We start from the raw sequence: 25,133 nt of genomic DNA, 5'->3' as shown, positions 1-25,133 counted from the left end.
GTCTTGCCCGTTCCAACGACAAGTCCAAAGGACGGGCATGGAAGAGACAACCCAAGTGACCACGCAGGATGCGCCGCGCGACTGGGCGGCGCTGGTCAACGACCTGAACCGCCTGCTGCGGCTCAAGACCACGGTCATCGGCATGAAGCTGTACGAGGACGAGGCGGCGCTGGCGGGCGTGAAGGGGCTGCGCCGGCCCAGGGCCACCCATACCACCGACCAGATCGTCGGCATGGCGGCGCGGCTGGGCTGGACCGTTGGCATCACCGGCGACGACCTGGTCGGCGCGCAGTGCCGCGCGGTGATCGGCCTGGGGCCGCAGGACGAGGCCTGGCGCAGCGGCAAGGAGTACGTCGGCGTGTGGCACGCCACCGAGGCCGACGCCCGCGCGCGCCAGGAGGCCCTGTCCTGCGTGCCGGCGGGCAGGTACCGGGCGATGGTGGTGTCGCCGCTGGCCTCGGGCCGGCTCGATCCGCCCGACATCTGCCTGATCTATGCGACGCCCGGGCAGATGATCATCCTGATCAATGGCCTGCAATGGAAAAACTACCGGCGCTTCGACTGGAGCGTGGTGGGCGAGACCGCCTGTGCCGATTCGTGGGGGCGGGCGCTGGCCACCGGCGAGCCCAGCCTGTCCTTGCCCTGTTATGCCGAGCGCCGCTACGGCGGCGTGCCGGACGAGGAAATGCTGATGGCGCTGCCGCCGCGCTACCTGCCCATGGCGATCGAAGGGATGAAGGCGCTGTCGGCCAATGGCCTGCGTTATCCCATCCCGCCATACGGCATCCAGAACGACGTGCGCGCCGGCATGGGCGTGAGCTACGCGCAGCCGCCGCGCGGCTGAGACGGGCGGGCCTGGGATGGGCCTGGGATGGGCGGGGCTGTTCAGTCCCCGGCCAGCGCCGCCGCCAGCGTGCGCGCCGCCGGGCCCAGCGGCTGGTCGATGCGGTGCGCCAGGTAGACCTCCGTGGCCACCTGGCTGCCGCGCCCGAGGCTGCCGGTGGGCAGGCGCAGCAGCCGGCCTTCGGCCAGGTCGCGCTCGACCAGCCACAGCGGCAGGCGGCCCCAGCCAAGGCCTGCCAGGATCAGCGCATGTTTGGTGTCCTGGCCGCTGACGCGGCAGGTCTGCGGCGACAGCACCGCGAAGTCGCGGCCGGCGCTGAGCGTGGACGGATCGATCTGCACCACCTGCAGGTGATCGGCAAGGTCGGGCGCGGTCAGCGCCGCGCCGTCGGCCACGCGCGCGGCCAGGGGATGGTTGGCGCCGACCACCGCCACCATCTGTACCGACGACAACGCCTGCATGGCGATGCGCGGATGGCGGAAATGTTCGCCGGCGATGATGCCCAACTGGTGGCTGCCATCGAGCAGCGCGGCGATCGGTCCGCCCAGCGGCAGCACCGCGACGCGCGTGGCGACCGACGGATAGGCCGCCCGCAGGCGGTTCAGCGCGGCGCCGACCTGGGCGATCGGATACAGGGTGTCCACCGCCAGCGACAGTTCCAGCTCGACTCCTTCGCCCAATCCCTGGGCGCGGGCCCGCATGGCGTCGACCCGCAGCAGGATGTCGCGCGCATTGGCCAGCAGCGCCTGGCCTTCCGGCGTCATGACAGGGCGGTGGCCGCCCCGGTCGAACAGCTTCACGCCCAACTGCGTTTCCATGTTGGCGATGGCGTGGCTGACCGCCGACTGCACCCGCGCGAGCTGCCTGGCGGCGGCGCGGAAACTGCCGGTGTCGGCCACGGCCGCGAACACGCGTAGCTGGTCCAGGGTGAGGGCGTCTATCATCGTGCGTCCTGATCTATTTTCAAGATCGGTTCCATCAAAAGATTATCACTTATCAGAATCGGTTCCGGCCGGCATGCTGGCGGCATTGCAAGCGAGGAGAGGCAGGGATGGAAAAGGTGGAAGGCGCGGCGCGGGCCGGCCGGCCGGCGGCGACCCGTTGGGGGGCGGTGCTGGCGATCGTGGGCGCCGGCGTGGTGGCGTCGTTGCAGGTCGGCAAGGTGATCATCGCGGCGCCCTTGCTGCGGCGCGACCTGGGGCTGGACCTGGCGTCGATCGGCACGCTGACGGCGGTGTTCTCGATCCTGGGCGTGCTGGGCGGCATCGCGGCGGGCGGCGTGATCGCGCGTTTCGGCGCGCGCCGCATGCTGCTGTCGGGCCTGGCGACGGTCGCGGCGGGCACGGCGGCGGGCGCGCTGGCGCCAGGTTATGGCGCGCTGCTGACCTCGCGCGTGGTCGAGGGCCTGGGTTTCCTCCTGATCACGGTGGCAGGGCCGGCGGCCTTGCAGCGTCTGGTGCTGCCCGCCAGCCGCGACCTGGCTTTCGCGCTGTGGAGCTGCTACATGCCGGCGGGCATGGCGATCGCGATGCTGGCCTCGCAGGCCTTCGGCGACTGGCACGCCTACTGGTGGTGCGCCGGCGCGGCCGCCGTGATCGCGCTGGCCTGCGTCGCCGCGCTGGCGCCGCCCACGCCCGCCGGCGCCGGCCTGTCCTGGCGCGGGCTGCGGCAGGACACAACCGATACGCTGGGCGCGGCCGGCCCGATGCTGCTGGCGGCTTCGTTCACGCTCTACAGCCTGATGTTCTTCGCGCTGTTCACCTTCCTGCCGGTGCTGCTGATGGACAAGCTCGGCCTGCCGCTGGCCACCGCCGGGCTGTACAGCGCGGCCGCCAGCGCCGCCAACATCATCGGCAACCTGGGCGCCGGCGTGCTGTTGTCGCGCGGCTGGCGGCGCTCGACCCTGATCGCCTGCGCCAGCGTGGCGATGGGCGGGGTGGCGCTGCTGATTTTCCGCTCGGTGTTCCCGGCGATGCCGACCTTCCTGCTGTGCGTGCTGTTCTCGGCCGTGGGCGGCCTGATCCCGGCGACGCTGCTGGGCACCGCGCCGCGGGTGGCGCCGCGGCCCGCGCTGACGGCGGCCACGGTGGGCCTGGTGATGATGGGCAGCAACCTGGGGCAGGTGATCGGGCCGGTGACGGTGGGCGGGGTGATCGACCGCTATGGCTGGGCGCAGGCCTCGCTGGTGGTGGCGGCGGCGGCGCTGGGCGGCGTGGCCATCGCCTGGCGCCTGCGGCGGCTGCACGGCGCCCGCTTGTAGGCACGGGATCCGGCCGCGGCGCGCCGATGCGGCGGCTGTCATGCGAACGGCCTATCATGGGGCATTGTTCCCGCTGGAGTCCCCATGCCTACGCCCGCCCCGCGCCTGGTCATCTTCGATTGCGATGGCGTCCTGATCGATAGCGAAATCATCGCGGCCCGCGCCCAGTCGCGCGCGCTGGCCGAACACGGCATCGCCATCACGCCGCAGGAAGCGGCGCGGCGATTCGCCGGCATTCCCGACGCCGATATGTGGCAGACCCTGCAGGACGAGAACGCGCGCGCCTTGCCGGCGGATTTTGCGCGCCAGTACGCAGATCGGCTGCAGGACACCTTCCGCCAGGAGCTGCGCGCGTTGCCCGGGGTGCGCGAGACCCTGGCCGCCCTGCGCCAGCGCGGCATGGCGTATTGCGTGGCCTCCAGCAGCACGCCGCCCAAGCTGGAGGCGGCGCTCAAGCTGGTCGGGCTGTGGGAGGAATTCGCGCCCAACGTATTCAGCACCGCGCAGGTGGCGCATGGCAAGCCGGCGCCGGACGTGTTCCTGTTCGCCGCGCGGCAGATGCGCACCGCGATCCTGGAGTGCGTGGTGGTCGAGGACAGCGTGCCCGGCGTGCGCGCCGCCCGCGCCGCGCGCATGCGCGCGGTGGGCTACATCGGCGCCTCGCACAACGGGCCGGACCAGCGCAAGCGCCTGCTGGACGAAGGCGCGTTCGAGGTGATCGACGACCTGCGGCGGCTGTCGGAGATCATCTAGCCGCGGTCGTGCGCGCGCCGCCATGGCATTGCCACCGGCGCGCGTCGGCGATGGCGGCGGGCCATGCGTCAGCGGCTCTTGGCTATCACGCCGGTCATGTATTCGTTCAGGTCGCGGAAATCCTTGACCGTCCAGGCGTGCGGCGGCACCTTCACGCCGTTTTCGCGCAAGGTCCTGGGAATCAGGTCGCCGTTGGGACGCAGGATCACCGAGGACACGATGACGCCCGGATAGTCGATCAGCCGCTTCCTGAATGCGGCGGTGGTCAGATCCGGGGTGGGCGGGTTGCTTTTCCTGGCCAGCGGCCCGCTTCCCTTGATGTCCGCGCCATGGCACATGGCGCAGCGTTGCTGGAACAGATTCCTGCCGTTGATGTTCTCGGCATGGGAAGGCGAAGTTTGAACCAGCGCGGAAAATCCCAGCGCGGCCAGGGCAATCGTTGTTGTTTTCATGAAGGCGTGTGGTATCGATCGGCGTCCCGCTCGGCCGGCCCGGCGGCGCCAGGCCATGGTCCCGATCCGGGTGATGGCATCCAGGTCCTGGATCGCGCAAAAAAAAGCGCCTCGCATTCTAGGGCCTGGCGGCCTTGTCCGCTTGCCCGCGCGCGCTTGAGCGCCGACGCCGTCTAAGCGGGCAGCGGCTCGGGCTTGACCCGCACCGCGCTGAGCACGCCGATCATCAGCAGGGCGATGCCGGCCAGCGTCAACGGCTGCGGCATGCTGCCGCGCAGGATGAAGGCGTAGGCCAGCGCCGCCAGCGTCTCGAACACGATCAACTGCCCGGCCAGCGCGGTCGGCAGGCGCTGGCTGGCTTCGTTCCAGCACAGCGTGCCCAGCCACGAGGCGAACAGGCCGATGAGGATCATCAGGCCCAGGAACACCTGCGGGCGCGGCCCCAGCGGCATGTCGAAACTGCTGCCGGTGGCGGCCATGCCGCCCCACAGCAGGCCGTAGCCGGCCAGCGCCAGCGGCAGGGTGGCCACGCCCTGGGCGGTGGCCCAGGTGCGCGGACTGCGGCCCGGATGGTCGCGCAGCCAATCGGCGTTGCGCAGCGGATACCAGGTCCAGCACGCCACGGCGCCCAGCGCCAGCACGGCGCCGATGGCGTAGCGCGACAGGTCGGCGTCGGCCTCCTGGCGCAGCGCCTGCAATTCGACCTGGTTGACGCAAGCGATGCCCAGCGCGATCAGCGCCAGCGAAGGCGCCAGCCGCTTCCAGGGCAGGCGGCCGTCGCGGCGCGCGTTGCGCAGGTTGGCGCAGATGGCGATCACCACCGGCAGCGTGCCGATGATCATGGTGGGCACCGGGCCGCCGGCGCGCTGGATGGCGCTGGCCAGGCACAGGTAGTACAGCAGGTTGCCGATGGCGGCCAGCTTCAGGGCCTCGATCCAGTCGGCGCGGCTGAGCTGGCGCAGCGCCTTGCGGTCGAGCCAGGCCAGCGGGATGGCGATCAGGCCGAAAGCCAGATAGCGCGCCACCGATTGCAGGGCGGCGGGGTATTCCGGCAGCAGCAGCGGGCCGACGAACACCAGCCCCCACATCAGTCCGGCCGCCAGCGCGTACAAGGTTCCTGCCCACATGAAGATTCCCAACGGGTATTTGATAGACGGGGCAGTCTAGCGGCGGCCGGGGCGGCCGGTCTTGTACCAGATTGCTGCGGGCCGCCAGCCCCGGCGCGGCAGCCGATTCGCGGCCCGGCGCCGGGCGGCTCAGGCGCGCACCTGCCTCTGGTAGCGGGCGGGCGTGACGCCGTAGCGGCGGGTGAAGGCGCGGGTCAGGTGGGCCTGGTCGGTCAGGCCGGCGGCCAGCGCGGCCTGGGCGGGCGGCTCGCCGGCGGCCAGCAGGCGCTTGGCCTCGAACAGGCGCAGCGCCATCAGCGTCTGCTGCGGCGTGGCGTGGTACTGGGCCTGGAAGCTGCGCAGGAAGTGGAACGGACTGAGGCCGGCCACGGCGGCCAGCTCCTCCAGCGTCAGGCGGCGCGCCAGATTGGCGCGCAGATAGTCGATGACCGGCGCGAAGCGCGGCGCGCCTTCGGGCCGCGGCGGCGCCGGCACGCGCGCATGGCGCCGGAACTCGGCCAGCAACGCGTGCAGCGCGCTGTCGAACGCCAGGGGTTCGCGCGCGCCCCACAGGGCGTCGAGCAGGGCGGTGACGCGCTGCGCGCTGGCGGCGTCATGGCCCACCGCGCAATCGAACCACCAGCCGGCCTCGCCGGCCACTTCGGCGACCACGTCCGGGTCGATATAGGCCATGCGATAGCGCCAGCCGCCCGCGGTCTCGGCGCGGCCGGTGTGCAGTTCGTCCGGGTTCATCAGCACCACCGAGCCGGGCGGCGCCAGATGTTCGGCGCCGCGGTAGCGGAAGCGCTCCACGCCGGTTTCGATGGCGCCCAGGCCATAGGCCTCGTGGGTGTGCGGCTCGAAGGCGTGGCGAATGATGTGGGCGCGATACAGCTCGATGCCGGGGCGGTGCGCCGGGCGGCGGAATTCGGCGCGGTCGTTGGGATGGTCGAAGGCCTGCGGCACCCCCGCGAGCGGCGGCTCGGGGCGCGCGTCGGAGGCGGCGGGCAGGAGGGAAGCCATGGCGGGATTTAAGCACGTCCGGCGCCGGCGTGTCCGGTGGCGTGGGAAGGCTGCCGGGCGGGCGCGGCGCGCGGCCGTCGGGATGGGGGAGGGGCGCGGCGGCGCTCAGTCCGCCGCCGGCTGCCCCCGCGCCCGGGCCAGCAGCATCTCGCGCTCACGCGCGTTGCGCGTCATGGCGGCGGCGCGTTCGAATTCCGTGCGCGCCTCGGCGTGGCGCCCGAGCCTGCCCAGCAGGTCGCCGCGCACGCTGGGCAGCCAGTGGTAGTTGGCCAGCGCCGGATCGCGCGCCAGTTCGTCGGCCAGGTCCAGCCCGGCCTGCGGGCCGAAGGCCATCCCCACGGCGACGGCGCGGTTCAGTTCCACCACCGGCGACGGCATGGCCTGCGCCAGCGCGTCGTACAGCGCCACGATGCGCGGCCAGTCGGTCTCTTCCGGCCGGCGCGCACGCGCGTGGCAGGCCGCCAGCCCTGCCTGCAGCGCATACGGCCCGCTGGCCCCGCCCAGGCTTTCGGCGCGTTCCAGCGCGGCCAGGCCGCGGCGGATCAGCAGGGTGTCCCAGCGGCCGCGGTCCTGCTCCAGCAGCAGCACGGGCCGGCCCTGGGCGTCGCTGCGGGCAGGCAGCCGCGAGGCCTGCAGTTCCATCAGCGCCACCAGCCCATGCACCTCGCTGTCGCCGGGCGTCAATTCAGCCAGGATGCGGCCCAGCCGCAGCGCTTCGTCGCACAGCGCCGGCCGCATCCAGTCCTCGCCCGAGGTGGCGGCGTAGCCTTCGTTGAAGATCAGGTAGATCACTTCCAGCACCGAGGCCAGCCGCTGCGTCCGTTCCCGCGGCCCGGGCACTTCGAAAGGCACGCGCGCCGCCGACAGGCTGCGCTTGGCCCGCACGATGCGCTGGGCGATGGTGGACTCCGAGGCCAGGAAGGCGCGCGCGATCTCGGCGGTGGACAGCCCGCCCAGCAGCCTGAGCGTCAGCGCCACGCGCGCCTCGGTCGAGAGCAGCGGATGGCAGGCGGTGAACACCAGGCGCAGCAGGTCGTCGCCGATGTCGTCCTGGCGCGCGGCGTCCAGCGCCTCGACGAAATCGGGTTCGACGTCGGCCTGCAGCGCCTCCAGTTCGTGGCCGATCTGCTCGTGCTTGCGGCGGTGGATGGCGTCCAGCCGCAAGCGGTCGCGGGCGCGGTTCTTGGCGGTGGTCATGAGCCAGGCTCCCGGGTTGTCCGGCACGCCGCTGGCCGGCCAGCGCTCCAGCGCGGCCACCAGCGCGTCCTGGGCCAGTTCCTCGGCCAGGCCGACATCGCGCACCAGGCGCGCGACGCCGGCGATGACGCTGGCGGCCTCGATGCGCCAGACGGCCTCGATGGCGCGGTGGGTCGCCGCCGATCCGGCCGAGGCGGTCATGCCTGCGGCGTCGCGCCGGGTTCCATGTAGAACACTTCCCAGATGTGGCCATCCAGGTCATCGAAGCCGTGTCCGTACATGAACCCGTGGTCCTGCGGCGGGCGCGGCGCCGTGCCGCCGGCCGCCTTGGCGCGCGCGACCAGGTCGTCGACCTCGGCGCGGCTTTCGCAGGACAGCGCGATCAGGGCTTCGGTGCCGCCCTTGGCGTCGACGACGGGCTTGTTGGTGAAACCCTGGAAGAAATCCTTCACCAGCAGCATGACATAGATGTTGTCGCTGACGACCATGCAGGCGCCCTGGTCATTGGTGAAATGCGGATTGAAGCTGAACCCCAGGCTCCTGAAGAAGGCCTGCGATTTCGCCATGTCGGCGATGGGAAGGTTGACGAAGATCTGCTTGTGCATGATGGGTCTCGCGGCGGGCGTCGTTGACAGGGATGGAGCGGTTCACTGGCCGTTGCCGGGCAGGTCGCGGAAGCGATCGATTTCCTGGCCGGGGCCGAAGTCTTCCAGCTCATACATCTGCCGCACTTCGATTTCGCAGGGCTGGCCGGGGAAGGGGTCGGGAAAGCGCAGCGTCCATTGCAGGGCTTCTTCGCGCGAGCGGGCCTGGATCACCGTGTAGCCGGCGATCAGTTCCTTGGTGTCGGCGAACGGGCCGTCGATGACCTTGCGCTGTCCCTGCGCGTCGTAGTGCACCCGCCAGCCCTTGGACGACGGCTGCAGGCCGCTGGCGTCGAGCAGCACGCCGGCCTTGGCCAGGCCTTCATGGTAGGTCGCCATGGCGTCGAGCAGGCTGGCTTCGGGCAGCCTGCCGGATTCGCTGTCGGCGTTGGCGCGGACGATGATCATGAATCGCATCGGGAATCTCCTGGTATCGATGGGCCCGGCCGCACGGCGCGGCTGGGTCGGTACTGGCACGACGCATGGGACGCGCGCGAATCGACAGGGAATTGGGCGAATCAGGGTAAACACCTATCCGGGTCCGTCCTCGTCATCGCCCGCGGCGATGACCCGGCGCTACATGAAACAGGGCCCGAGTTCGCGCACCTCGACCGTGGCCCACTGCGCCGCCGGGCATTCGGCGGCCAGCGCCAGCGCCTGTTCGCGATCGTCGCAATTGAGCAGGAAGAAGCCGCCGATCATTTCCTTGGCCTCCGCGAACGGGCCGTCGACCAGCGTGCGCTGGCCGTCGCGTACCCGCAGGCGCACGCCTTCCTGGTCGGACTTGAGGGATTCGGCGCGCGCCAGCAGGCCGCGCGCCTGCAGGCCTTCGGCGTAGCGCAGCATCTGCGCGTAGGCGTCGCGCCCCTGTTCGGGCGTGCGCTCGGCGCGCTGGCCGATGGGTTCGACGATGAGCAGCATGTACGGCATGGCGGATTCCTGTTGGCGCCGGTCCGGGCGCGGGGCCGGCAGCCGCCAGATTACCGCCGTTTGGCCTGGCCCGGCCCCGCCGCGGCGCGAAAAAAAACCGGCCGGGGCCGGTTGGGATCGGGAGCGATCAGGACTGGGTGGCGGCCATGGCCTCGGTTGGCGTCAGGGTCGAGGGCGGCGCGGCTTCCAGCGGGGAGACGGCGGAAGCGGCTTCGGGGCGGGCGGCCACGGGCGCCGGCGCGGCCGCGGCCGGCTTGGCGTCGGCGGTCTTGGCATCCGTGGGCTTGGCGTTGCCGTTCGCGGCGGCGGCCGCCGGCTTGCCGTCGGCGCCCTTGGCGTCGGCCCGGGCCGGCTTGGCGGGGGCGGTGATGTCCATGATGAGTTCGACCCGGCGGTTGGCGGCGCGGCCGGCCGGCGTGTCGTTGGACTCGATCGGACGCGTTTCGGCGTAGCCCACGGCGCGCAGGCGGCTGCCGGCCACGCCGTCGCGCACCAGTTCGCGCAGCACGCTGGTGGCGCGGCTGCTGGACAGTTCCCAGTTGGAGGCGAACTGGCGGGTCTGGATCGGCACCGGGTCGCTGTGGCCTTCGACCGACACCTGGTACTCGTTCTTGTTCAGGATCGCGGCCAGGCGCTTGATCACGTCCAGGCCCGACGGACTGAGCGTGGCCTGGCCCGACGGGAACAGCAGCTCGTTGCTGATGCGGAAGCTGACCGATTGCTCGTTGATGATGACGTCGACCGACTTGCCCAGGTCGCCCAGGCCCAGCGACTCCTTGGACGGGGCCTTCAGGGGCGGGGCGGCCTGCGCAACCACCTCGCCGCCGTCGGGCGTGGCGTCGGCTGCGGCGGCGGTGGCCGTGGCGGCGGGCGCCGCCGGCTCGCCCCAACTGGCCGGGATCGCGGGCGTGTCGAATTCGGCGTATTCGCCGTCGTAGGCCGGCAGGCCCTTGGCCGCCAGGCTGCCGACGATGTCGACCTGCTTCTCGCCGGATTCGTGGAAGTCGCCATGCAGGCGCGACACGGCCAGCATCACCACCAGCATGGCCAGCAGCAGCGTGATCAGGTCCAGGTAGCTGAGCAGCCAGTTCTCGGCGTCGCTTTCAACCGTTTCATCGACGTGCCAGCGGGCGTAGCGGTCCTTGCGGTCGCTCTTGCTGGGGCGCCAGCCGCTGTTGGCCGCCGCCTTCTGCGCGCGCAACTGGGCCTGGCGGGCCTGCTCGATCCGCTGCGCCAGGGAGGGGGAAATCAGGCTCATTGGCGCGCGGCGGCGGGGCGGGTGAAGGACACGGGCTTGGCGGCGGAGGGCACCTGGCCCTCGGTCTTGCCGCGCGCGGCGGAGGCGCCGCCGTCGTAGATTTCGTCCTCGACGTGCATGACGAACGAGTTCAGGGTCTCGCGCACCACGGCCGGTCCGCGCTTCTCGCACATCATCGAGATGCCCTGCAGCACCATGTTCATGGACTCGACGCGGCGCGCGGTGCGGCGCTCGAGCTTGACCGCGATCGGCTTGCACACCAGGTTGGCCAGCAGGATGCCGTAGAAGGTGGTCATCAGGCCGATGGCCAACTGCTGGCCGATGGTGGTCATGCTGCCGTCGCCCAGCACCGCCATCAGGTTGATCAGGCCGACCAGCGTGCCCAGCATGCCGAAGGCCGGCGCGAACGTGGCCATGACGCGGAACATCTGCGCCTCGGCCATTTCACGGGCCTTGAGCCGCGCCACGCGCCATTGCAGCAGTTCGATGATCTGGTCTTCGGGGGTGTTGTCGATGATCAGTTGCACGCCGGTGCGCAGGAACGGATTGGTGACTTTCTTGAGTTCCTGTTCGACCTTGTGGACGTCGGTGTTCATCCACAATTGCGCCATGTTGACCAGTTCCTCGATGTCGCGCTGCTGGTCGTGCTGGTCGTGGCGGAACACCGTGCCGACCAGCTTGAAGACCCGCATCACTTCGGACAGCGGATAGGCGATGAACAGCGCGGCGCAGGTGCCGCCCAGCACGATGGCCAGTCCCGGCAGGTTGAAGTACATGCCGGGGTTGGTGGCGGCCAGCGCGATGACGATGACCAGGGTGAGCAGGCCGACAACGGCGCCGATGACGGTAGACGGATTCATGGATCTTGCCCGATTGCGAGGGAGCATCCCGTGCACGGAATGCGGGATGGTGGCAAATTCTAGCCACGCAAGCAGCCGGCCAATCCGTCGGAAAACGGGGCGAAAGGGGCGGTAAGCGCCGGCTTGAACCGGCGCCGGGGCGCGGCCGCTGGCGGAATAAATAGGGTCGGATTTATTTCGCGATCACGGGTTCAAGGCGGGCCAGGATGGGGGAGGCGTCGCTTCCTCCTAATGCGTCGGCAAGAACGCCGCGAGATCCGGCGGCCGCCGGCTGCGCTCAGGCCGGGCTGCCGTCCGTGCGGTCCGGCGTGGTCGACAGGCACCGCCCCCGCCATTCGTCGCGCGTGATCTCCCAGATCTCGGCCATCTGCCGTCCCGAAACGAAACCGCGTTCCTCGGTGGCCACCAGCCGCATGCCGGTGCGCTCGGACAGGCGGCGCGAGCCGTCGTTGGCCGCCGCCTTGGGCGCGCGCAGCACTGGCTCGTCCAACACCTCGAACCAGAAGGCCGTGACCGCCTCGCTCGCCTCGGTCATGAAACCCTGGCCGCGATAGTCCGGGTCGAGCCAGAAACCGCGGTGGTTGCCCGGATCGTCGCGCATCAGGCTGATCAGCCCGATCAGGCGGCCAGGCTCGGCGCGCGGGCGCAGCGACCAATGCCACTGCGCGCCACGCCGCATGGCCGGCAGCGCCACCTGTTCCACATAGGTGCGCGCGCCGTCCTCGGGGTAGGGCCAGGGCACCTGTTCGGCCAGGTAGCGCACCACGTCCCACTGCGGGAAGATGCGCTGGATGGCGGGCGCGTCGTCCAGCGACAACGGTTGCAGCAGCAGGCGTTCGGTGCTCAACGGGGGATGGAGAAGGTCGTCAGGCATCGCGGTCGCGGAAAGGGGGCGGACGGAAATGTATATCATGGGCGGCAAATCGCGGCCAATCGCCCCGGCCAGGCGGCCGGGATGACCGCCGCAACGGAGAAACACTTATGAATGCCAACGAAAACGTCAGCATGGCGCTTTTTTGCGACTTCGAGAACGTGGCGCTTGGCGTGCGCGACACCAAGTACCAGAAGTTCGACATCCGCCCGGTGCTGGAGCGCCTGCTGCTCAAGGGCAGCATCGTGGTCAAGAAGGCCTATTGCGACTGGGAGCGCTACAAGGAATTCAAGGCGCCGATGCACGAGGCCAATTTCGAGCTGATCGAAATCCCGCACGTGCGCCAGTCGGGCAAGAACTCCGCCGACATCCGGCTGGTGGTGGACGCGCTGGACTTCTGCTACACCAAGTCGCACGTCAATACCTTCGTCATCATCAGCGGCGATTCCGACTTCTCGCCGCTGGTGTCCAAGCTGCGCGAGAACAACAAGAAGGTGATCGGGGTGGGGGTCAAGCAATCCACCTCGGACCTCCTGATCGCCAATTGCGACGAATTCATCTTCTATGACGACCTGGCCCGCGAAGGCCAGCGCGCCGCCGACGCCCGCCGCGACAACCGTGGCGGCGGCAACGCCGGACAGCGCCGCTCGCCCGACGAGGAGCGCCGCCGCAAGGAAGAACTGGAAGCCCGCAAGACGCAGGCCGTGGACATGGTGGTCGAGACTTTCGAGGCGCTGATGGCCGAGCGCGGCGACAGCGGCAAGATCTGGGCCTCGGCCCTGAAGGACGCCCTCAAGCGCCGCCGGCCCGATTTCAACGAGTCCTATTACGGTTTCCGCGCCTTCGGCAACCTGCTGGACGAGGCGCAGTCGCGCGGCTTCCTGGACGTCGGGCGCGAGGAGAAATCGGGCACCTACGTGTACCGCGACAGCGCGGGCGGCACGCCTGCCAGGAGCGGCGGCAAGCCGGCGCTGCGCGCTATGGCGGCGGCGGTCGAGACGCCCGAGGGCGCGGCCGATGCGGCCGTGACCCCGGGTTCTCAGGCCGACGAAACCGATGCCAAGCCCGCGCGCGGCGCGCGCGGAGGCCGCAAGAATGCGTCGGGCGGGCGGGGCGGCCGCCCGGGCGCGGGCCAGGCGTCTGGCCGCCAGGGCGCGCCCGCGGACCGGGAGGGGGACGAACCGGTAGAGCGAGAGGATCGCGAGGCCTGGCCGCGACCTGGCCAGCCGGCCGCAGTCGAGACCGCATCGGTGGCGCCGCAAGCGGCGCCCGTCCTGGCCCCCGTGCCGGCCCCGGAGCCGGCCGCGCTGTCCGTCACGGACGACCCTCCGTCCTCCACTGAGGCGCCGGCCGAACCGAAGAGCCGGCGCGGCGCGCGCAGCGGCCGTGGCGCGGCCAAGACCGCGCGGGCGGCCAAGACGCCGGCGCCGCAAGCCAGTCACGCGGACGGCGCCGCCGAGGCGCCCGCCCGCGCCAAGGCCACGCCGCGGGACACGCCGGCCCCCGACGCCGGAACCCCGGGCAATGCGGCCGCCGATAGCGCCACGGCCGACGCCGCCCCGGCCAAGCCGGCGCGCAAGACCGCCACGCGCGCACGCCGTCCGCGCAAGGTCGCCGACGCCGAGTAAACCGGCGCGTTGGCACGGGCCGGCGCCATGCCGCCGGCCGTTCAATCTCCCACCGGACCCCGGCCGTCGTAGCGGCCGGGCGTCACGCCGTATTCCCGCTTGAACATCGCGATGAAGGCGCTGACGTTGTCATAGCCCGATTCCAGCGCGGCGGCCGTCACGCCCCGGCCGGCCGCCAATATTTCCTGCGCCCGCATCAATCGGGCGCGCTGACGCCACGCCCCCAGCGACAGGCCGGTCTCGGCCAGGAAGCGGCGCGCCAGCGTGCGCGGCGCCATGCCGATCGCGTCGGCCCAGGCGGCCAGCGGCCGGGTATCGGCCGGCGCGTCCGACAGCGCCAGCGCCAGGCGCTGCAGCCGCGGGTCGCGCGGCAGCGTCAGGCCATCGCCGGCGCGCGGCAGGGTGCGGATCTCGTCGCGCACCACGTCGGCGATGCGGATACGGACAGCGTCCCAGGCCGCATCCGGCCAGCCGGCGGCGCGCTCGACCGCCGCCAGCAGCAGCGCCGACGCCCGCAGGGCGCAGGGCGCCGCCGGCAGGTCGGCGCAGGCCGCGGGGCTGAGGTAGACGCTGTAGCCCGCGTACGGGCCATGCGAACGCAGCCCGTGCGGGCAGTCGGGCGGAATCCAGATCGCGTGCGCGGGCGGCGCGACCCATTGGCGGTCGCCCGCCACCACCGTCAGCAGCCCGCGATAGGCGCCGAACAACTGGCCGCGCGCATGCCGGTGCGTGGCGGTGTGGCGCAGCGCCGCGTCCTGGCGCCGCACGGCCAGCAGGGGCGGCCCATCGGGCGCGGCGGCCAGGTCGGGGGCGATCAGGGGCGGCGCGGCCTCGGCGGGTGCGGGGGGCGGGCAGGGGCGGCGCGTGGACAAGGGGGCTCCGGATTGGCACAAATGCGGTATTGATTGTCAAAATTACCGCAGATTTGCCGCGCGAGGGCGACTATCGTGAGTCTCTGCTCATCGACAGGAGAACATGATGCAAGCACAGGACCTATTGCCGGACGACCGCGACGCCGCCCAATTCGGGGGCGTGACCGTGCGCAAAGGCACGGTCGGCGCCTTTCTGCTGAACGCGCGGGTATGGTGCGATGCCGAGGCGGCGCCGGCCGCGCGCGAGGTCGCCGCCCGCGACATGCGGGAGGCCCTGCCGGCGCTGCGCGCGCTGGGGTTGTTCGAGGTGCTGGAGGTGCGCGATCCGGCGCTGCGGCGCTGGCTGGACGCGGCCGGGGCCGGGGCCGGGGCCGCGTCCGCGGGCGGCGAGGTTACGGCGTGATGGAATAGGGCAGCGGCGCGGCGGCGATGCGCGGACCGTCGGCCGCGCCCAGCCGCAGGTCGCCCTCGGGCAGCGCGGCCAGCGTGGTCTCGAACAGCACCGACACGCCGTCGTCGCCGCGGGCCGCGTCGACGATGCGGCCGGTCGGCTCGCCCGGCTGGGTGGCGTCGAACACGTCCTGGCCGGCCAGCCCGGCATCGGCCACGCCGGCATCGGCGATGGTGCCGAACGCCATGCGGCGCTTGACGGTGCCGCGGTAGTGGCTGCGCGCCACCACTTCCTGGCCCGGATAACAGCCCTTGGTGAAGCTGACGCCCTGGATCAGGTCCAAGTTGACGGTCTGCGGAATGAAGACGTCCTGGGTCGCCGTGGTGATCCAGGGAATGCCGGCGGCCAGGTCGGCCGCGTGCCATTGCGCGGCCGGGACCTGCCGGAGCACGGCGGCCAGCGGCGCGGCCGCGGCCAGTTGCTCGTCGGACGCGATCCACCACCAGCGCGCCACGGCGCCGGCCGAGGGCGCGGCGATCCAGGTGCCGGAAGGCAGCTCGGCGCGTTGCCAGGGCGTGCGCGGCAGGGCGCCGGCGGCGGCTTCCAGGGCGGGCAGTTGCGCCGGGTCGGCCTGCACGCCGGCCACGTGCAGCGCGGCGGGGGCCAGCTTGACCTTGGCGCGCAGCACGAACATGGACAGACGCTTGATCAGCGCCGCGGCCAGGTCCTGGCGCACCAGGGCGTACAGTTGCGGGGCATCTTCGGCCGGGGCGGCGCCGCGCCACATCACCAGGGTCGCCAGCAGGCGGCCCTTGGCGGTGCAATAGCCGGCCAGGCGGGCGGCGTCGGCGGGCAGTCCGGTGACGTCCTGGGTCAACTGACCGTGCAGGAAGGTCAGCGCATCGGCGCCGCTGGCGCTGAAAACGGCGAAATCGTCCAACGGCGCCAATTGCGCGCAACCTTCGGCGCGCGCCGGGATCGAAGAATGGAAAGCATGCATGGCTGCGTGGGCCCGTGACTCGTCATCAAAGGCTTGATGATAGCCGTGTTCTCATCGCCGCAGGCCGATGCCCGCGCAGGGCAAAGGGGCGCGTGACGCGCTCCGGCCCTCGTTTTGCTCCGACAGGTCCGCGCGATCCATTAAACTTCCCAGACTTATGAAGAAGCGACTCCGTTTTTACGTCCTGTGGTCATTCGTGCTCATCGTGCTGGCCGTCGCCGCGACCGTCGGCGCGGCCTGGCATTGGATGCATCGACCCATTCCCCTGTCGGCCGACAGGATCGATTTCGTGGTGGACCCGGGCAGCAGCCCGCGCACCGTCGCGCGCGCGCTGAACGCAGCCGGCGTGGCGGTCTGGGAGCCGGGTTTCGTCTGGATGGCGCGCCTGACCGAACAGGACAAGCTGATCAAGGCCGGCGGCTACCAGGCCATCAACGGCGACACGCCCTGGCTGCTGCTGCAACGCATGGCGCGCGGCGACATGACCCAGCGCCAGATCACCTTCCTGGAGGGCTGGACCTTCCGCCAGATCCGCCAGGCGTTGCGCGAGAATCCCGACGTCAAGCAGACGCTGGGGGACATCAGCGACGAGGCCCTGATGGAACGCCTGGGCTCGGACATCAAGCATCCGGAGGGCATGTTCTTCCCCGACACCTACATCTTCACGCCGGGCAGCACCGACTATGACCTGCTGCGCCGCGCGTACCAGGAAGGCCAGCGCATCCTCGACGACACCTGGGCCAAGCGCCAGTCCGACCTGCCGCTGTCCACGCCGTATGAAGCGCTGGTGCTGGCGTCCATCATCGAAAAGGAAACCGGCCATGGCCCGGATCGCCGCCGGGTCGCGGGCGTGTTTGCCAACCGCCTGAAGATCGGCATGCTGCTGCAGACCGACCCCACCGTCATCTACGGCATGGGCGACGCCTACCAGGGCCGCATCCGCAAGCGCGACCTGCAGACCGACACGCCCTGGAACACCTACACGCGCCCGGGCCTGCCGCCCACGCCGATCGCCGCGGCCGGCCGCGCGGCGCTCCTGGCCGCGGTGCAGCCTGAGCAGCACAAGTTCCTGTTTTTCGTCTCGCGCGGCAATGGCACCAGCGAGTTCTCGGTGAACCTGTCCGAGCACAACCGCAACGTTTCCCGCTATATCCTGGGCCAGACGCCGGCGCCCCGCCCGGCGCCTGCGGGCAGGCCCGCCGCGCCCGCCGCCGCGCCGACGCCCGAGACGGCAGCCACTTCCACGCCGGGCGACGATCCGGCGCCAGCACAAGGACAAGAACAATGACCTCACGCGGACGCTTCATTACGCTGGAGGGGGTCGACGGGGCCGGCAAGAGCACGCATACCGAGTGGATCGCCGAGTTCCTGCGCGGCCAGGGCCTGGAGGTCGTCTCCACCCGCGAGCCCGGCGGCACGCCGCTGGGCGAAAAGCTGCGGGCCCTGGTGCTGACCGACCCGATGGGCCTGGATACCGAAACCCTGCTGATGTTCGCCGCCCGCTGCGAGCACCTGCACCAGGTGATCGAGCCGGCCCTGGCGCGCGGCGCCTGGGTGGTCTGCGACCGCTACACCGACGCCACCTACGCCTACCAGGGCGGCGGCCGCGGCCTGGGGGCGGCGCGCGTGGCCGCGCTGGAAACCTGGATGCAGGCCGGCCGTCCGGACCGCACCTGGCTGTTCGACGTGCCGCTGGCGGTGGCGCGCGCGCGCCTGGCCGACGCCCGCGAGCCCGACCGCTTCGAACGCGAAGGCGCCGCCTTCTTCGAACGCACGCGCGCGGCCTACCAGGCGCGCGCCGCGGCCGAGCCCGACCGTATCCACGTGATCGATTCGACCCGCGCGATTCCCGAGATCCGCGCCGAGCTGGAAGCCGGCCTGCGCCAACTGGTGGCGGCCCGGCCATGAGCGCGCCCCAGTTCCTGCCCTGGCAGATGGAGACGGCGCGGGCCTGGCTCGGCAACCGCGAGCGTTTCGCTCACGCCTGGCTGGTGCACGGCCTGGCCGGCATCGGCAAGCTGGATTTCGCCAATGCCGCCGCCGCCAGCCTGCTGTGCGAGACGCCGCAGGACGGCCTGGCCTGCGGCCATTGCGCCGCCTGTGCCTGGTTCGCCAGCGGCAACCATCCCGACCTGCGCCGCATCCGGCCCGAGGCCGTGGCGGTCGAGGAGGGCGCCGACGCCGCCGAGGGCGCGGAAGAGGCCGAGCCGGCCACGGGCGCGGCCAAGAAAGCGCCGTCCAAGGAAATCCGCATCGACCAGATCCGTTCGCTGGAATCCTGGTTCAACACCGCCACTCATCGCGGCGGCTGGCGCGTGGCCCTGCTGTACCCCGCGCACACGCTGAACGTGGTGTCGTCCAACGCCTTGCTCAAGGTGCTGGAAGAACCGCCGCCGCATACCGTGTTCCTCCTGGTGGCCGACGCGCCCGACCGGCTGCTGCCTACGCTGGTGTCGCGCTGCCGCCGCCTGCCGCTGCCGGCGCCCGATGCCGATACCGCCTTGCAATGGCTGCGCGACCAGAATGTCGAACCGGCGCGCGAATGGCTGGCCGCGGCCGGCGGCGCGCCGCTGGCCGCGTTGCGCCTGGCGCAGAATGCCGAGACCGCCTGCCCGCCGTGGCTGTCCCAATTGGTGGGCCCGCTGGCCAAGGGCCAGACGCCCGACGTCGGCACCCTGGCCGAAACCCTGGAAAAGGCCCCGCCGCTCGAGTGGATCGACGCGCTGCAGCGCCTCTATACCGACCTGATGCTGGCCGCCGCCGGCGCGCCGGTGCGTTATTTCCCGGCGCTGGCCGCCGCCGTGGCCGAGGTCGCCGCGCGCATGAACACGGCGCGCGCGGCCGAGGCCGCGCGCTGGCTGACGCGCCAGCGGGCGCTGGCCACGCATCCCTTGAATGCCAAGCTTTTCGCCCACGCGACCTTGCAGCGCGTGGTGCTATCCTGCCAGGCGTAACCTGCCGCGGCGCGGCGGCGGATCCGGCCAGTCCGGGTCGTCGTCCGGACGCCGCGCCTTTCCTCATCCCCGTCTCATGTACGTCGATTCCCACTGCCATTTGAATTTCCCCGAGCTGGCGGCCGACCTGCCCGCCATCCTTGAGCGGATGGCCGCCAACCAGGTGACCCACGCGCTGGTCGTCAGCGTCAACATGCCTGAATGGCCGGGCCTGATGTCGCTGGTCGAGCCGCAGCCGAACCTGTGGGCCTCGGTCGGCGTGCACCCCGACTACGAGGACACGCCCGACCCCGAGCCCGAGGAGCTGGCGCGCCTGGCGGCCCACCCGAAGGTGGTGGCCATCGGCGAGACCGGGCTGGACTACTACCGCCTGTCCGAGCCGCTGGACTGGCAGCGCGAGCGTTTCCGCCGTCATATCCGCGCCGCCCGCGACACCGGCCTGCCGCTGATCGTGCACACGCGCTCGTCGGCCGAGGACACGGTGCGGATGCTGAGCGAGGAGCGCGCCGCCGAGGTCGGCGGGGTGATGCACTGTTTCACCGAGACCTGGGAAGTGGCCCAGGCCGCGCTCGACCAGAATTTCCACATCTCGCTGTCCGGCATCGTGACGTTCAAGAACGCGCATGTGGTGCACGAGGTGGCCGCCAAGGTGCCGCTGGACCGCCTGCTGATCGAAACCGACTCGCCGTACCTGGCGCCGGTGCCGTACCGGGGCAAGCTCAACGACCCATCCAAGGTGATCCACGTGGCCGAGAAGATCGCGGACCTGAAGGGCATCAGCGTGGCCGAGGTGGCACGAGCTTCAACGGAAAATTTCTTTAATCTTTTCAACAAGATAAAGAAATAATCTGACGTCAATTATTTAAAGTAATTTATCAGGATTGCCCATGGCTGCCAGCGCTGCGTTCTCCCGTCACCGCCTCGTTTCACACTGCCGCAGCGCGCTGCTGGCGCTGTGCGTCGCCGTTTCGACGCCGGCGCTGGCCCAGGCCGCCAATCCGTCGGACTGGTGGGTCTACGTCGCCAACGACTATCCGGACGAAATCAAGGATCTGCTGGCGCAGGGCGCCGACCCCAACGTGCGCTACCGCAATGGCCAGCCGGCCCTGATGCGGGCGGTGGTCGACGGGGCCTGGAAGGTGTTCGACGTGCTGGCGGCCAACCCGCGCACGGACGTCAATGCCGAGAACCCGGCCGGCGAGACGCCGCTGATGTACCTGGCCATCGCCGGCCAGACCGAGCGGGCGCGGGCGCTGATGGCGCGCGGCGCCCAGGTCAACCGGCTGGGCTGGACGCCGCTGCACTATGCGGCCTCCAAGGGCCAGTTGGCCATGGCCAGCCTGCTGCTGGAACGCAAGGCGATGGTGAACGCGCCGGCCCCCAACGGCGAAACCCCGTTGATGATGGCGGCGTTGTCGGGCAACAAGGCGATGGTCGAGCTGCTGCTGAAGGCGGGCGCCGACGTCACCACCCGCGATACCAAGGACCAGAATGCCGCGGACTGGGCCCGCACCGGCAAATCGACCAGCCTGGCCGCCGAGCTGCAAACGCTGATCGCCCAGCAGGAAGCGGCCAAGCGCGCCCGCCGCGCCAGCGGCCCGGCGGAGCCGGAAGCCGATCCGGCCGAGGCCGTCGAGGCGGCGACCGGCGTGGCTCCGGCCGATACGGCGGCGGCGCCGCCCGCCGTCCAGCCCGCGCCGCTGGACGCGCCGCCGCCGCTGGCCCAGCCGGCCGCGCCCGCCAAGCCCGCCAACGCGCCCAATGTGGGCGGCGTGTCCGGGGTGCGCCTGAACAACTACGACAAGCCCGCGACGCCCTGACCGCGGGCCGCGCCCCGCTGGTTCCAAAACCCGCCTTCTGGCGGGTTTTTTTATTGCCGGTCGCCGGCGGACCCGCGGCGCGGCTCGGGTGTGCCGGCGCCGAGGGGCGGCGGCCAGGCAAGGCTTCGGCGGTCCGGGGAGGGCGGATTCGTGATCGGGTGTTTCGGGGTTTTCCCTGTAATTTCTCAATCAGTGGGAAAAATTTCCATCGTCACCACCATAAATTGATAATCTCCCTGCCATCACCACCAGGAGTGCTTGTTGATGGATCAGTCGGTAGGACCGGGCGCGGACCGGGTGCTTTACGTGTTGGCCACGCTGGCCCGGCACGATGGCCCGCTGAGCATTGCCGCGCTGGCTGAGAAGACCGGCCTGGCGCAGAGCACGCTCTACCGCCAGGTGGCGCTGCTCAAGCGCTGGGGCTTCGTCGCCGAGCACGAGGGCGAGTACGGCCCCGGTCCGCTGTGCGTGCAACTGGCCTGGGGCTTTGACCAGTCGTCGTTCCTGATCCACGAGGCGCAGCCGGACATGGCGGCGCTGGCGGCCGCGTCGGGCGAGACCATCGGCCTGCTGGTGGCGGTCAAGGACCAGGCCGTTTGCCTGGACATGGTCGAGAGCCAGCATCCGCTGCGCTGCTCCTTCACCAAGGGCCGCGGCCTGCCGCTGGCGCGCGGCGCCTCGGCCAAGTCGCTGCTGGCCTTCATGCCGGCGCCGCGCCTGCAGGCCGCGCTGGCCATCCTGGCCCGGGAGTCGGGCGTGGATCCGGCGCGGCTGGCCGACGAACTCGAAGCCATCCGCGCCCAGGGCTACGCCGTGACCGACAGCGAAGTCGACGCCGGCGTCTGGGGCGTGAGCGTGCCGATCTTCCAGCGCGCCAACCAGGCGGTTGCCTCCATCACGCTGATGGCCCCGTCCACCCGCGCCGCCCAGCGGCCGCAGGCCTTCATCGACCTGACCGTCGCGGCCGCCCGCCGCATCTCGGGCAGGCTGCAGGCGCACTGACGCCGCCCGTTTCCGGATTCCATGTTGTCCCCGATATTCCTGCCGCCTCTCTAGACGCCATACCCCACGCCGTACCGATCGCCGTATCCGTATCCACTTTCTCCTATCAGGATTTGCCATGACCACTCGCCGCACCCTGCTGACCGCCGCCCTGACCCTGGGCCTGGCCTGGAGCATGGGCACCGCCCACGCCCAGGAAACCATCCGCGCCGTGACCGACGCCACCTTCCCGCCCATGGAGTTCGTCAAGGACGGCAAGCGCACCGGCTTTGACATCGAACTGGTCGAGGCCCTGGCCGCCGCCATGGGCAAGAAGGTCGAATGGATCGACATCGACTTCAAGGGCCTGATTCCCGCCCTGCAGGCCGGCCGCGCCGACATCGCCGTGTCCGCCATCTACATCACGCCCGAGCGCAGCAAGGTGGTGGATTTCACCGACCCGTACTACGCCGGCGGCCTGGTCGTGCTGACCAAGAAGGACGGCCCGGTCAAGACCCTGAAGGACCTGGACGGCCGCAAGGTGTCGGTGCAGGTCGGCACCAAGTCGGTCAACTACCTGAAGGAACACTATCCGTCGGTGCAGCGCGTCGAGGTCGAGAAGAACCAGGAGATGTTCAACCTGGTGCAGATCGGCCGCGCCGATGCCGCCGTGACCGGCAAGCCGGCCGCCAAGCTGTTCGCCCAGAGCACCACCGACCTGACCGTGCTGGCCGACCAGGTCACCACCGAGGACTACGGCATCGCCGTGCCCAAGAACAAGCCGGAACTGACGCGCGGCCTGAATGAGGCGCTGCAGAAGATCAAGGCCGATGGCAGCTACCAGGCCATCGTCAACAAGTGGTTCGAGGCGCCCGCGAAATGAACCTGGATTTTGCTCCCGTCTTCGCCGACTTCGACGCCCTGCTGCGCGGCGCGGTGGTCACCATCGAGGTGACCGCCGGCGCCTTGCTGCTGGGCTGTGTCATCGGCCTGCTGGTCGGCGTCGGCCGGCTCAACCCGCAGCGCAGCATCATCTACAACCTGTGCAGCGTCTACCTGCTGTTCTTTCGCGGCACGCCGCTGCTGGTGCAGTTGTTCATCTGGTTCTTCGGCCTGCCGCAGTTCGGCGTGACGCTGCCGGCGTTCGCCTGCGGCGTGCTGGGGCTGGGCATGTATTCCGGCGCCTACGTGTCGGAAATCGTGCGCGGCGCGATCCAGTCGGTCGACCGCGGCCAGACCGAGGCGGCCCGCTCGCTGGGCATGTCGTCGGGCCAGGCCATGCGCATCATCATCCTGCCGCAGGCGGTGGTGCGCATGATCCCGCCGCTGGGCAACGAGTTCATCGCGCTGATCAAGAATTCGGCGCTGGTGTCGCTGCTGACCATCCATGACCTGATGCACGAAGGGCAGAAGATCATCAGCGTGTCGTACCGCTCGCTGGAAACCTATCTGGTGGTGGCGCTGATCTATCTGGTCCTGACCACGGCCGCCATGTTGATACTGCGCAGGATCGAGCAACGCCTGCGCGCGGGGGGGATGGTGCAATGAACGCCGCGAATTCGAAAGAAATGATCCGCATCCGCGGCCTGCAGAAATCCTACGGCGACCACGCCGTGCTGCGCGGCATCGACTTCGATGTGCTGCCGTCGCAGGTGGTGGTGGTGATCGGCCCCAGCGGTTCGGGCAAAAGCACCTTGCTGCGTTGCTGCAACGGGCTGGAAGTGGCCCAGGGCGGCACTGTGGAAATCTGCGGCCAGACGCTGCAGAACGAAGGCGAGCTTTTGCCGGAGGCGGCGCTGAACCGACTGCGCATGCAGGTCGGCATGGTGTTCCAGGGCTTCAACCTGTTCCCGCACCTGTCGGTGCTGGACAACGTCACCGTCGGGCCGCGCACGCTGCGCGGCATGGGGCGTGACGAGGCCAACGCGCTGGCCGAAGACCTGTTGCGCAAGGTCGGCCTGGCGCAGAAGATGTCGGCCATGCCGGCCAGCCTGTCGGGCGGCCAGAAGCAGCGCGTGGCGATCGCCCGCGCCCTGGCGATGCAGCCCAAGGTCATGCTGTTCGATGAACCGACCTCGGCGCTGGATCCGGAACTGGTGGGCGAAGTGCTGCAGGTCATGAAGCTGCTGGCGCGCGAAGGCATGACCATGATGGTCGTGACCCACGAAATGGGCTTTGCCCGCGACGTGGCCGACGTGGTCGCGGTGATGGACGGCGGCGTGATCCTGGAATCGGGCGCGCCCGAGGTCATCTTCAGCCAGCCGCGCGAGGCCCGCACCCGCGAGTTCCTGCAGGCCGTGCTGAGCACGGGGCAGGGGGCGGCATGACGGCGGCGCAACTCGACCGGAGCCTGTGGACCGCGCGCGACGACAGCGCCGAGCGCGGCGACACGCGCCGCCTGGCGCACATCGTCGAGCCGGCCGCGGGCCAGGCGCCGGTGGCGGGCGAGCCGGTGCTGCTGGGATTCGCCTGCGATGCGGGGGTGGCCCGCAACCAGGGGCGCGTAGGCGCGGCCGCCGGCCCGGCCGGCATCCGCAAGTACATGGCCGGCCTGCCGGCGCATGGCCTGACGCGCCTGCTGGACGCGGGCGACGTGGCCTGCGAGGGCGACCAGTTGGAGGACGCGCAGGAGCGCCTGGGGCTGGCGGTGGCCGACCTGTTGCGCCAGGGCGCGCGCCCGGTGGTGCTGGGCGGCGGCCACGAGATCGCCTGGGGCAGCTTCCAGGGCCTGGCGCGCTGGCTGGCGGACCGGGGCGATGAGGGCCCGGTGCTGGTGCTGAACCTGGACGCGCATTTCGATCTGCGCACCGGCCGGCCGGGCAGTTCCGGCACGCCGTTCGACCAGATCGCGCATTACTGCGAGGCGCAGGGGCTGGCGCTGCAATACGCCTGCCTGGGCGTGTCGCGGCTGGCCAATACGCCGGCGCTGTACGCGCGGGCGGCCGAAGTGGGCGCGGTGTGGGTCGAGGACCGCGACATGCAGGAACGCCACCTGGCGGCCCGCCTGGCGAACGTCGACGCCTTGCTGGCGCGGGCCCGCCACGTCTACCTGACCATCGACCTGGACGTGCTGCCGGCGGCGGTGATGCCGGGCGTGTCGGCGCCGGCGCCCTATGGCGTGCCGATGGCGGTGATCGAGGAGATCGTGCTGCGCGTCAAGGCCAGCGGCAAGCTGCGTCTGGCCGACATGGCCGAGTACAGCCCGCGCTTCGACATCGACGGCCATGGCGCCCGCGCGGCGGCGCGCCTGGCCTGGCAACTGCTGTCCGCCTGACACGGTCCGCGGCGG

General features: G+C 70.8%; 28 protein-coding genes. 15 read left to right on the top strand and 13 right to left on the bottom strand.

Annotated features, from left to right (window positions below):
- Positions 1-37: 37 nt before the first annotated feature.
- A complete protein-coding gene (locus ACUDCK_RS15420) occupies positions 38-844 on the top strand; it encodes a DUF169 domain-containing protein (protein ID WP_175166930.1) in 807 nt (268 codons plus the stop codon).
- A 41-nt stretch (positions 845-885) separates the two neighbouring features.
- Here the strand turns inward: ACUDCK_RS15420 and ACUDCK_RS15415 are convergent, their stop codons facing one another.
- Complete coding sequence (locus ACUDCK_RS15415; RefSeq protein WP_064522747.1) at positions 886-1,788, bottom strand: LysR family transcriptional regulator; 903 nt, start codon at positions 1,786-1,788, stop codon at positions 886-888.
- A gap of 107 nt (positions 1,789-1,895) precedes the next feature.
- On the opposite strand from ACUDCK_RS15415, the gene ACUDCK_RS15410 reads away from it, so the two are divergent.
- Entirely contained in the window at positions 1,896-3,104 is a 1,209-nt protein-coding gene (locus ACUDCK_RS15410) for an MFS transporter (protein ID WP_064522745.1), read from the top strand.
- A gap of 84 nt (positions 3,105-3,188) precedes the next feature.
- Positions 3,189-3,857, top strand: a complete 669-nt coding sequence (locus ACUDCK_RS15405; protein ID WP_175143774.1) for an HAD family hydrolase — start codon at positions 3,189-3,191, stop codon at positions 3,855-3,857.
- Positions 3,858-3,925: 68 nt separating this feature from the next.
- Here ACUDCK_RS15405 and ACUDCK_RS15400 read toward each other — a convergent pair whose 3' ends face one another.
- The 10 genes from ACUDCK_RS15400 to ACUDCK_RS15355 all read right to left on the bottom strand — a co-directional run bounded on the left by ACUDCK_RS15400 (position 3,926) and on the right by ACUDCK_RS15355 (position 12,201).
- A complete protein-coding gene (locus ACUDCK_RS15400) occupies positions 3,926-4,309 on the bottom strand; it encodes a c-type cytochrome (protein ID WP_054416582.1) in 384 nt (127 codons plus the stop codon).
- A gap of 173 nt (positions 4,310-4,482) precedes the next feature.
- The gene (locus ACUDCK_RS15395; RefSeq protein WP_175166931.1) at positions 4,483-5,436 is read right to left on the bottom strand and encodes a DMT family transporter; all 954 of its coding nucleotides are present in this window, start codon (positions 5,434-5,436) and stop codon (positions 4,483-4,485) included.
- A 129-nt stretch (positions 5,437-5,565) separates the two neighbouring features.
- On the bottom strand, positions 5,566-6,438 hold the full coding sequence (locus ACUDCK_RS15390) for an AraC family transcriptional regulator (RefSeq protein WP_175166932.1): 873 nt from the start codon (positions 6,436-6,438) through the stop codon (positions 5,566-5,568).
- A gap of 105 nt (positions 6,439-6,543) precedes the next feature.
- Entirely contained in the window at positions 6,544-7,836 is a 1,293-nt protein-coding gene (locus ACUDCK_RS15385; RefSeq protein WP_175166933.1) for an RNA polymerase sigma factor, read from the bottom strand.
- A complete protein-coding gene (locus ACUDCK_RS15380) occupies positions 7,833-8,240 on the bottom strand; it encodes a VOC family protein (RefSeq protein WP_175166934.1) in 408 nt (135 codons plus the stop codon). Before ACUDCK_RS15380 ends, ACUDCK_RS15385 begins: the two co-directional genes overlap by 4 nt.
- 42 nt (positions 8,241-8,282) lie before the next feature.
- Positions 8,283-8,696 carry a YciI family protein gene (locus tag ACUDCK_RS15375; RefSeq protein WP_054504434.1) on the bottom strand — a complete coding sequence of 138 codons (414 nt, stop codon included), beginning with the start codon at positions 8,694-8,696 and terminating at the stop codon, positions 8,283-8,285.
- Positions 8,697-8,855: 159 nt separating this feature from the next.
- The gene (locus tag ACUDCK_RS15370) at positions 8,856-9,209 is read right to left on the bottom strand and encodes a YciI family protein (RefSeq protein ID WP_054504435.1); all 354 of its coding nucleotides are present in this window, start codon (positions 9,207-9,209) and stop codon (positions 8,856-8,858) included.
- A gap of 127 nt (positions 9,210-9,336) precedes the next feature.
- Positions 9,337-10,467, bottom strand: a complete 1,131-nt coding sequence (locus ACUDCK_RS15365; protein ID WP_144657624.1) for an OmpA/MotB family protein — start codon at positions 10,465-10,467, stop codon at positions 9,337-9,339.
- A complete protein-coding gene (locus ACUDCK_RS15360; RefSeq protein ID WP_175166935.1) occupies positions 10,464-11,327 on the bottom strand; it encodes a motility protein A in 864 nt (287 codons plus the stop codon). Before ACUDCK_RS15360 ends, ACUDCK_RS15365 begins: the two co-directional genes overlap by 4 nt.
- Before the next feature lie 277 nt (positions 11,328-11,604).
- The gene (locus tag ACUDCK_RS15355) at positions 11,605-12,201 is read right to left on the bottom strand and encodes a GNAT family N-acetyltransferase (protein ID WP_175166936.1); all 597 of its coding nucleotides are present in this window, start codon (positions 12,199-12,201) and stop codon (positions 11,605-11,607) included.
- 107 nt (positions 12,202-12,308) lie between these two features.
- On the opposite strand from ACUDCK_RS15355, the gene ACUDCK_RS15350 reads away from it, so the two are divergent.
- Positions 12,309-13,826, top strand: coding sequence for an NYN domain-containing protein (locus ACUDCK_RS15350; RefSeq protein ID WP_175166937.1), 1,518 nt, complete (start codon positions 12,309-12,311; stop codon positions 13,824-13,826).
- Positions 13,827-13,867: 41 nt separating this feature from the next.
- Here the strand turns inward: ACUDCK_RS15350 and ACUDCK_RS15345 are convergent, their stop codons facing one another.
- On the bottom strand, positions 13,868-14,698 hold the full coding sequence (locus ACUDCK_RS15345; protein WP_395756572.1) for an AraC family transcriptional regulator: 831 nt from the start codon (positions 14,696-14,698) through the stop codon (positions 13,868-13,870).
- Positions 14,699-14,804: 106 nt separating this feature from the next.
- Between ACUDCK_RS15345 and ACUDCK_RS15340 the strand changes: the two genes are divergently transcribed.
- Entirely contained in the window at positions 14,805-15,101 is a 297-nt protein-coding gene (locus ACUDCK_RS15340) for a hypothetical protein (protein WP_175166969.1), read from the top strand.
- Here the strand turns inward: ACUDCK_RS15340 and ygfZ are convergent.
- Positions 15,091-16,089 carry a CAF17-like 4Fe-4S cluster assembly/insertion protein YgfZ gene (ygfZ, locus tag ACUDCK_RS15335; protein ID WP_064522853.1) on the bottom strand — a complete coding sequence of 333 codons (999 nt, stop codon included), beginning with the start codon at positions 16,087-16,089 and terminating at the stop codon, positions 15,091-15,093. The genes ACUDCK_RS15340 and ygfZ overlap by 11 nt on opposite strands.
- A 157-nt stretch (positions 16,090-16,246) precedes the next feature.
- Here ygfZ and mltG point away from each other — a divergent pair, with 157 nt between their 5' ends.
- The 10 genes from mltG to hutG all read left to right on the top strand — a co-directional run bounded on the left by mltG (position 16,247) and on the right by hutG (position 25,118).
- The gene (gene mltG, locus ACUDCK_RS15330; RefSeq protein WP_064522855.1) at positions 16,247-17,377 is read left to right on the top strand and encodes an endolytic transglycosylase MltG; all 1,131 of its coding nucleotides are present in this window, start codon (positions 16,247-16,249) and stop codon (positions 17,375-17,377) included.
- Positions 17,374-17,997, top strand: a complete 624-nt coding sequence (gene tmk, locus ACUDCK_RS15325; RefSeq protein WP_054504442.1) for a dTMP kinase — start codon at positions 17,374-17,376, stop codon at positions 17,995-17,997. The genes mltG and tmk overlap by 4 nt, the downstream gene beginning before the upstream one ends.
- Complete coding sequence (holB, locus tag ACUDCK_RS15320) at positions 17,994-19,043, top strand: DNA polymerase III subunit delta' (protein ID WP_054504443.1); 1,050 nt, start codon at positions 17,994-17,996, stop codon at positions 19,041-19,043. Before tmk ends, holB begins: the two co-directional genes overlap by 4 nt.
- A gap of 76 nt (positions 19,044-19,119) precedes the next feature.
- Positions 19,120-19,890: a TatD family hydrolase gene (locus ACUDCK_RS15315; RefSeq protein WP_175166938.1), complete on the top strand. Its 771-nt coding sequence runs from the start codon at positions 19,120-19,122 to the stop codon at positions 19,888-19,890.
- 40 nt (positions 19,891-19,930) lie between these two features.
- Positions 19,931-20,863, top strand: a complete 933-nt coding sequence (locus ACUDCK_RS15310; RefSeq protein WP_175166939.1) for an ankyrin repeat domain-containing protein — start codon at positions 19,931-19,933, stop codon at positions 20,861-20,863.
- Between the two features lie 264 nt (positions 20,864-21,127).
- The gene (locus ACUDCK_RS15305; RefSeq protein ID WP_064522863.1) at positions 21,128-21,865 is read left to right on the top strand and encodes an IclR family transcriptional regulator; all 738 of its coding nucleotides are present in this window, start codon (positions 21,128-21,130) and stop codon (positions 21,863-21,865) included.
- Positions 21,866-21,983: 118 nt separating this feature from the next.
- Positions 21,984-22,727, top strand: a complete 744-nt coding sequence (locus ACUDCK_RS15300) for a transporter substrate-binding domain-containing protein (RefSeq protein ID WP_049074185.1) — start codon at positions 21,984-21,986, stop codon at positions 22,725-22,727.
- Complete coding sequence (locus tag ACUDCK_RS15295) at positions 22,724-23,392, top strand: amino acid ABC transporter permease (protein WP_049074183.1); 669 nt, start codon at positions 22,724-22,726, stop codon at positions 23,390-23,392. The genes ACUDCK_RS15300 and ACUDCK_RS15295 overlap by 4 nt, the downstream gene beginning before the upstream one ends.
- Positions 23,389-24,171, top strand: a complete 783-nt coding sequence (locus tag ACUDCK_RS15290) for an amino acid ABC transporter ATP-binding protein (protein ID WP_277355987.1) — start codon at positions 23,389-23,391, stop codon at positions 24,169-24,171. Before ACUDCK_RS15295 ends, ACUDCK_RS15290 begins: the two co-directional genes overlap by 4 nt.
- A complete protein-coding gene (gene hutG, locus ACUDCK_RS15285) occupies positions 24,168-25,118 on the top strand; it encodes a formimidoylglutamase (protein ID WP_054504447.1) in 951 nt (316 codons plus the stop codon). The genes ACUDCK_RS15290 and hutG overlap by 4 nt, the downstream gene beginning before the upstream one ends.
- Positions 25,119-25,133 lie beyond the last annotated feature (15 nt).

The sequence above is a fragment of the Achromobacter sp. CF-sbj1-Ac2-l genome (genome assembly GCF_052698165.1).
This window is presented reverse-complemented; position numbering and strand designations above follow the sequence as displayed.